8 protein-coding genes and 2 pseudogenes are annotated in these 7,408 nt (G+C 58.2%); 8 read left to right on the forward strand and 2 right to left on the reverse strand.

From position 1 onward, the window contains the following. The first annotated feature begins 670 nt into the window (after positions 1-670). From AC1D0I_RS31835 to AC1D0I_RS31845, 3 genes are read left to right on the forward strand one after another with little or no spacing between them, the layout of a single operon-like run. Entirely contained in the window at positions 671-1,189 is a 519-nt protein-coding gene (locus tag AC1D0I_RS31835) for a hypothetical protein (RefSeq protein WP_477226451.1), read from the forward strand. 13 nt (positions 1,190-1,202) lie between these two features. Next, positions 1,203-1,616 carry a phage holin family protein gene (locus tag AC1D0I_RS31840; RefSeq protein ID WP_477226452.1) on the forward strand — a complete coding sequence of 138 codons (414 nt, stop codon included), beginning with the start codon at positions 1,203-1,205 and terminating at the stop codon, positions 1,614-1,616. After that, on the forward strand, positions 1,597-2,268 hold the full coding sequence (locus tag AC1D0I_RS31845) for a hypothetical protein (protein WP_477400086.1): 672 nt from the start codon (positions 1,597-1,599) through the stop codon (positions 2,266-2,268). The genes AC1D0I_RS31840 and AC1D0I_RS31845 overlap by 20 nt, the downstream gene beginning before the upstream one ends. A 224-nt stretch (positions 2,269-2,492) precedes the next feature. Here AC1D0I_RS31845 and AC1D0I_RS31850 read toward each other — a convergent pair whose 3' ends face one another. Next, a complete protein-coding gene (locus AC1D0I_RS31850; RefSeq protein ID WP_477400088.1) occupies positions 2,493-2,693 on the reverse strand; it encodes a DUF72 domain-containing protein in 201 nt (66 codons plus the stop codon). A 258-nt stretch (positions 2,694-2,951) separates the two neighbouring features. On the opposite strand from AC1D0I_RS31850, the gene AC1D0I_RS31855 reads away from it, so the two are divergent. Beyond that, positions 2,952-3,383, forward strand: coding sequence for a hypothetical protein (locus AC1D0I_RS31855; RefSeq protein ID WP_477308048.1), 432 nt, complete (start codon positions 2,952-2,954; stop codon positions 3,381-3,383). A gap of 239 nt (positions 3,384-3,622) precedes the next feature. After that, a pseudogene (locus AC1D0I_RS31860) lies at positions 3,623-3,838 on the forward strand (cysteine hydrolase family protein); the annotation flags it as partial. Positions 3,839-3,919: 81 nt separating this feature from the next. Here the strand turns inward: AC1D0I_RS31860 and AC1D0I_RS31865 are convergent. Next, positions 3,920-4,018: pseudogene (locus AC1D0I_RS31865) on the reverse strand (plasmid stabilization protein); the annotation flags it as partial. 139 nt (positions 4,019-4,157) lie between these two features. On the opposite strand from AC1D0I_RS31865, the gene AC1D0I_RS31870 reads away from it, so the two are divergent. The 3 genes from AC1D0I_RS31870 to AC1D0I_RS31880 all read left to right on the forward strand — a co-directional run. Further along, complete coding sequence (locus AC1D0I_RS31870) at positions 4,158-4,769, forward strand: L,D-transpeptidase (protein ID WP_477400089.1); 612 nt, start codon at positions 4,158-4,160, stop codon at positions 4,767-4,769. 125 nt (positions 4,770-4,894) lie between these two features. Further along, on the forward strand, positions 4,895-5,896 hold the full coding sequence (locus AC1D0I_RS31875; RefSeq protein WP_477400087.1) for a YihY/virulence factor BrkB family protein: 1,002 nt from the start codon (positions 4,895-4,897) through the stop codon (positions 5,894-5,896). A gap of 246 nt (positions 5,897-6,142) precedes the next feature. Continuing rightward, positions 6,143-7,408 (forward strand): HAMP domain-containing protein (locus AC1D0I_RS31880; RefSeq protein ID WP_477400090.1); only part of this gene is annotated, 1,266 nt, incomplete at its 3' end.

The following is a 7,408-nucleotide window of genomic DNA, read 5'->3' on the forward strand; positions in this document are numbered from 1 at the left end:
GAATCGCGACAAGCAGCGCATAATTCTTGGCAAGTAGAGCTTTTCGGCCTGGCTCGCGTCGATCGTGACGCGAGCCAGTTAGAGGGAATGCTGGTTGGCGAGAATCGCGAAGGCGGAACATTAGCAATTCCGGATAGTTGAATTAGTGCTTCGGATGCCGCTGCTTGGCTCCGTCGCAGGCTGATGTGCAAACATCGGCCGGCCCGCGCCATCGGTCCCTCCTTGGCGCGGGCCCTATCACGTATCGAAGACGGCCGAGCTTTGTTCCCCGTGATTCCACTGATGAGATGTGACGGTGCGCCAACGAGAAAGGCGCCAGATCGTTCAGCCCGGTCGCATGACGCACGGCTCTTCCGTGGCCAGGATTTCTTGGTGCTGGGAATGGTCGAGCACTCCCTCTGAAAAATTGACGGTGGCGAGCCGATACCCGCTTCATGTTAGATCCTTCCGCCCCGGATTGATTTGCACCAGTTGGCGAGCTCGCAAAAAGCGCTGCGTAAGCCTTGTCGATTGCTCGCGATGTCATTTCCGACAGAGGTGATTGGTTAGACGTTAGGACCGCCTCCAATGCCGTTCGCGGCGTTGGGCAGGCGCAACAGGATTATTCTGCAAACGCAGGAACCGCAGGCTTGTGGCGAAGTTCCACTCTACACAACAGGAGTGAAACATCGTGAACACGTCAGACACAAACGACTTTCTCGGATCGGGTCTGTCCAACGAGAATCAATGGCAAGCTGATGCCAACCGTGCCGGCAAAAGCAAGGAGGCGCTCGGCAAATTGAAGACGAGCGCGGCCGAGACAGCCGCCCACCTGAAAAGCGCTGCGGCCTCAGTGTCGACCGACGCTAAGGACTATGCCGGCTCTGTCGCTTCCGACGCCGCTGGTGCGTTCAAGGAAGCGGTCGAGTCCAACAAGACTGCCGGAGCCGATGCGATTGCCAACATCGCGCACTCCGTCAAGGAGGCCGCTGACGGGATCGAAAAACAATCGCCTCAGGTCGCGAGCATGGTGCGGAGTGCAGCGGAAGGTGTGGAACGAATCTCCACCGACGTCAGAGACCGCAACGTCGGCGAACTGCTCGACTCCGTTACGAAATTCGCGCAGCGCCAACCGGCGGCGTTCTTTGGAGTCGGGATCCTCGCCGGCGTGATGCTGACCCGCCTCATGCGAAGCTCGGATCGTTCCTGAGAGGCTTGCTTAGATGGACGATGGTATCGATCGCCGGCCCTTCGGCAGCATCGTCAACGAGGCGCTCGAAAAATTCGCATCGTTGATCCGGTTGGATTTGCGCCTGCTAGAGGCGGAAATGAAGAGCAAGACTTCCACAATCGTCTCGTCCGGCGCCTGTGGGATAGCGGCTGTTGCCCTGTTTGTCTTGGCATCGTTTGCCATGGTCCAATTCTTGATTCTGGTGATGATCCATCTTGGCATCAGCCCCATAGTCGCCTGCTTGGCAGTTGGCATCGTCTTGTTTGGCGGAGGTTTRCTCTCCCTTCACCTGGCGAAGCGGGCGCTTATCGGCTGGACCATCACTCCCGTCGAGACCGTAAATCAGGTGCGAAGCGATATAGCCGCATTGAAGCAGGGGATACGCTATGGCACCACACAACGATGACCTCCACGAGATCATGGCGCAAAGCAGGGCCGAACGTCAGGCCCTGTTCGGTCCGGTCAGTGAAATAAGCCGCCGCTTGCAACCCCGGCATTTGGTCGACGTGACTACGCGGTATGCCAAGGACAAGGTAGCCGAGGCGGTGAGTGGTGTGTCAGACGCCATCAAAGAAAACGGCGGCACTGCGGCTGCAGTAGCACTCGGCGCGGTGGCGGTATTTGATGCGGGCAGAAGAAGTGTTGACAGCCGCAAACCGCCGACGAACCCCAATGGATTTCCTTGGGCGACTGAAACACATCTGGCACCGGATGGCCCGGGCGGGGCGACTATTCCAAGGGCGAAACCCTCACGACAGCCCGTCACCAACGCCGCTCGGACCAAGGTGCTCGCCGGTTCAGTTGGAGGGTTGTTGATTGGCCACGTGATTGCCCGGTCGTTTGATCCAACCGCAACGGAACGTAAGCTGTTCGGGAAAGCGTCGGGCGAAGTCCAGGAAGCAGCCTCCGAATTTTTCAGTCAGCATTTGCATGGCGCAAAGCTTGTGGCGGCTCAGGCCTTCGGATTCGCTAGATACTCTGCTGCGTTCCTAGCGGTTATGGCTGCGGTTAGCGATTACATGAGGGGTGCGAGCGATGGTGGCGACCGCCCCGAGTAAATCCTCAACATCATGGCGGCTTTTTCCAGCACGCTGTGCAGAACTCAGATTTCGCAGCGCTTCAACGCGCCTTCCTGGCAGGTTTGCTGGATAATCGATGAAGAAGAAGGTGCTGTCCGGAATGAGGACGCCTTCCTAGATCACACATTTAACCGTCCAGCGACGCTGCAAATTATGCGGACCTGGCGCGCAACCTTGGCTCATGGCAGTCGCACTTTGGCTACTCACGGGGGCGGATTTCCGGATTGGCAACGGGAAGCGCAGTCTGAGGTTTGTTTCCTTAGCAAGCGTCGCATTGCAAGGGCATTCTTCGGCGCAAAGCCCTCATAGTCGTTGTTGAAATAAACCCAGGCTCTCTTTGCGCCGCTGGCTCGGATTTTGTCGGCCCATTCTGTTAGCTGTCTTCGTAGTCGTGCCGGTACCAGCGCTCTGGGCCGTGAAGCCGCACGTAGCCCGCGTCATCGGCGCGGGCGCCAAGGGCGATCTTTTCCAAACGATGAAGGATGAATCGACGGTCCCGCCTGCGAGGCTAAGGAGTTTTCTCCGACTGCCCCACAATGCGAAGTGTCAGTCAAAATTGGCAACCGCGATTGTCTGTTGAGATGCCGTCTGCCTGCTCTTGTCAGCGCGTCCGGGCGCGATAATTTTTGTTGGGAAGGGGACTTCGATCAAAGGAGCCGATTATGAAACACCAAACCCTGGACCAACTGCAGACAATCGCAGAAGTGGAACCCTTTTCGACATACCCGATCATGACCCGGCAGCAGCGCATGGAGCGCTGGGCAGACCTGCTGGAAGAACATCCCGAGCGGCGCCTAGGAGCGCTTACCGGCACTGAGCATCAGAGGGGGGAAGACCGCGACGCAGTACGCAGTGAGAACTCGCCGATCACGGTGGCCTTCGAGGATCCAATACTGCGTTCACTGGGCCTGAAGAATGATACCTATGGGGAAGCAAAGCGCTTCTTCGACCTGACAGATTGGCAATTGCACGATATCGTCTGCAGTTGTCATGTCGGGACCACGATGCGAGGGCAATGGGCTGCTGCAAGAGTGCGCCGGACGATCAATGAAAACAGGTTTTTCAGATGGCTCAGAGAGAGGATGTGGCACTGAGGTCACCTGAGACAGCTAAATCCATTTGACCCTTTTCGGAGGGATGTAGAACACGATTTGGCGGGGGCTATTGGCTTCGTTGGTCCCCCGCTTTGGCGTTGAGGAAGTTTTTCCAGCTAAGGTGACGCCCGGTAGTACGATTTAGGCGAGGGCATACCGAGGTCGCCACTCAAGATGACAGGCGGCAAGATACCCTCGGCGCCTGGGACGCGCCGTCCGTGTATGTCCTCGCGCACGCTGACACGCTAGTCATCACCGGCGGCGAAACCGATGTGTGTGTTCTGGCAACGGTGCTCGGTGCCATCGATTTCGGCTATCGCGTGGTCCTAGTCACAGACGCACTGTGCAGTTCTTCAGATGCAACGCATGACGCACTGCTCACCGTCTATCACCAGAGGTTCGCACAGCAGGTCGAGACCGTGGAGATGGAGACGGTTCTTTCGAACTGGGTTTGAAATACGCCTGAACTGGATCGTCGACCGATCGGGCGTGGTCAATCAAAGGGGCGCCGAGTTTTCGAGGGGTTCAAGTCGCGGTCAATGGGCTCGATGTTCGCCATTCCGCTTGCGCGTGGCCGCAGCTTTCTTCGCCGACTGCGAGCGGCTCGCAGCAGAGCGCGCGGCGGATGCCTTTCCCTCCGATGGCAAGCTCTCCCTGGAGACTTGGAACAAGCTGATGGCGACCTCCGCCAACCCCGTCCTGGTGACCTACGAATTGACACCCAAGGATGTACGCGGGCCCTTTACCAGGCGGATTCCGGCCCGCATGGAGAGGATGGCCGGTCTGCCGTGGCTGGGCTATCGCAACGCGGTAGAGAAGCTGGCGGAACGCTTCCATATTAGCGAACAATTGCTGAGAAGGCTCAATCCCCGCGCCGGCTTCGGAAGGGCCGGCGTGATCTTGACGGTACCCGATGTCGGCCGGGGCGGTCCTCCTGTTGCCGTTATCAGCGTTGAGGTGGACAAGGACGCTCGCCTGGTGCGCGTGCTCGATCCAGCCGGCAAATTGATAGCCGTTTACCCCGCATCAATCGGAAGCAGCGAGAAGCCGGCGCCGAGCGGCACGGCGGAGGTCAAACGTGTGGTGCACAACCCTACCTATCACTATGATCCGGACTTCGCTTTCAAGGGGGTCAAGACCAAGCGACCTTTTGCCATCGCTGCCGGCCCGAATAATCCCGTGGGGTCGATCTGGATCGACCTCTCAATCGAGAGCTACGGTATTCACGGCACGCCCGAACCAGGCAAGATCGGCAAAACTTTTTCGCATGGGTGCATTCGGCTGACCAATTGGGATGCCGAAGACCTCGCGTCTATGGTGCAGAAACGCACGAAAGTTAACTTCAAGGGCGATATGCAGGATACTGTTGAAAAGCCAGCCGATTAAGCCAGAGCACCTCCTGGCTTTGCGCATTTTAGCGGTCGCACCCAATGGCGCGACCCGTTCGGAACATCGGGAGTTCTGGCGCATTCTAATGACGCTATTTAAACTCACCTGGCTACGGACTTAAAGTGAAGCCCTCGTTCGCAAATGTGTGGCAATTGGTGCGAGAAAGCGTAGTCGGCTTCATCAACGACAATGCTCTTAGTCATGGTGCTGCGATGGCTTTTTATGCCGCCACGTCGCTGGCGCCGATCCTGCTGATTGTGGTCGCTATCGCGGGTCTCGCTTTCGGTCATGATGCCGCACAAGTGGCCTTGTCTGCCCAAATCTCAGGACTGATGGGGCCAGAAAGCGCCGATCTCCTTCAGACCGCGCTGGAGAGTGCATCGAGCAAGCTGTACGGCACCTGGGCTACAGTAATCGGGCTAGTCACCTTGTTGGTGGCCGCGTCTGGCGTCTTTGGCGAAATGCAGCAATCGCTGAACACAATTTGGAAGGTCGAGCCGCAAGGCAGTTCCTTGTCGCGTCTGATGCGGGCCCGCGCCGCCAGTCTGGGCTTGGTGGCCGCGCTCGGCTTCCTGTTGCTGGTTTCTCTTATTGCAAGTGCCGCCATTTCGGCTCTGGGCAATTTTATCAATGCCTATCTGCCGTTTGGAACCATCGTACTCGGCGTGATTAACGCCATCGTTTCGTTTTTCCTGATCTCGGCGTTGTTCGCCGCAATTTACAAAGTGTTACCCGATCGGACCCTAGAATGGCGCGATGTAGCCATTGGTGCTGTTGTGACCGCTGCTCTGTTCACGCTCGGAAAGTCACTTATCGGCTGGTATATCGGCACCAGTGCGATCGCATCCTCATATGGTGCCGCCGGTGGACTGCTCGTCATCCTCCTCTGGGTTTACTACTCATCGGAGATCTTTCTTCTCGGAGCCGAATTCACTCGCGCCTATTCCGTTCGACACGGCAGCCGGTCCGATCTGGACGCTCTGGTTCACAGTGCTTCGCCCACAACAGAGGTTCCCTTTCGCGCGAAGCGAAAATCCAACTCCGGTGGCGTTGTAGCGCTGATAGCGGTTGCGTGCGCCAGCGCAACGATGACCGCGCTTTTGCTTGTCCTTGGCCGTCCGTGACGTGATGAAGCCGATGACTCACGTCGGGACAGCGCAGGCTGCTGACGGCTCAGCATCGAAAGCTCGAAGCCTGACAACCAACATGGAACCATATCCAGACTGGTACGTTTTCGGCGTTGCGGTGGGGTGCACCATCTCGCCGCGGGGGCATTTTCATCCAACATAGAATCCACCAAGGCTGGGAGTGGCGCTGTGACCGTGCAGGCATCCAAAAAGCAGTTGGACCGTCGAAGCATATTGAATTCTCTGAAAGCCTTTCGGCGCGGCGACTTCTCAATTCGCATGGACAACGTTTACGAAGGTCTGGATTCCGAGATCGCAGAGACTTTCAATGAAATTGTCGATCTCAACGATCAGGTGACGCGTGAGTTCGAGCGGCTCAGCAGGGTCGTCGGCAAGGATGGGCGGATAGGCGAGCGCGGTCGCGTTCGAAACGCCACTGGGAGTTGGGAGTCCAGCGTCAGGTCGGTCAACGATCTGATCGAGGACATGGTTCAGCCGACAGCCGAGGTTGCCCGCGTCATCGGCGCGGTCGCTAAGGGGGACCTTTCCCAAACAATGATGGTCGAAATCGACGGCCGACCGCTGCGCGGTGAATTCCTGCGCATCGGCAAGATCGTCAACACCATGGTCGGCCAGCTGGCCTCCTTCGCCTCGGAAGTGACACGCGTCGCACGCGAGGTCGGCACCGAAGGCAAGCTTGGCGGCCAGGCGCGCGTGAAAGGCGTTGCCGGGACGTGGAAAGATCTTACGGACAACGTCAACGCAATGGCGACCAACCTGACCGGACAGGTTCGCAACATCGCAGAGGTCACCACCGCGGTTGCCTCGGGCGATCTCTCGAAGAAGATTACCGTCGACGTTAAGGGCGAGATCCTCGAGTTGAAGAACACCATCAACACGATGGTGGACCAGCTCAATTCCTTCGCGTCGGAAGTAACGCGCGTGGCTCGCGAGGTCGGCACAGAAGGCAAGCTCGGTGGCCAGGCGCGCGTCGAGGGCGTCGGCGGGACATGGAAGGATCTGACCGACAATGTGAATTCTATGGCCGAAAACTTGACGGGCCAGGTGCGTAACATCGCCGAGGTCACGACCGCGGTGGCGCTGGGCGATCTCTCGAAGAAGATCACGGTCGATGTGAAGGGCGAAATCCTTGAGCTGAAATCGACCATCAACACCATGGTTGACCAGCTCAACTCGTTCGCTGGCGAAGTGACCCGCGTGGCGCGTGAGGTTGGGACCGAGGGTAAGCTCGGCGGTCAGGCACAAGTGCGCGGCGTCGCTGGCACGTGGAAGGACCTCACCGACAACGTCAACTCCATGGCTGAGAATCTGACCGGTCAGGTGCGCAACATTGCCGAGGTCACGACGGCGGTCGCTTCGGGCGATCTGTCGAAGAAGATCACCGTGGCGGTACAAGGCGAAATCCTTGAGCTTAAGGACACCATCAACACGATGGTCGATCAGCTGAACTCGTTTGCCTCGGAGGTCACCCGCGTGGCGCGCGAGGTC

It is taken from the genome of Mesorhizobium sp. P2_D1 (assembly GCF_056404455.1).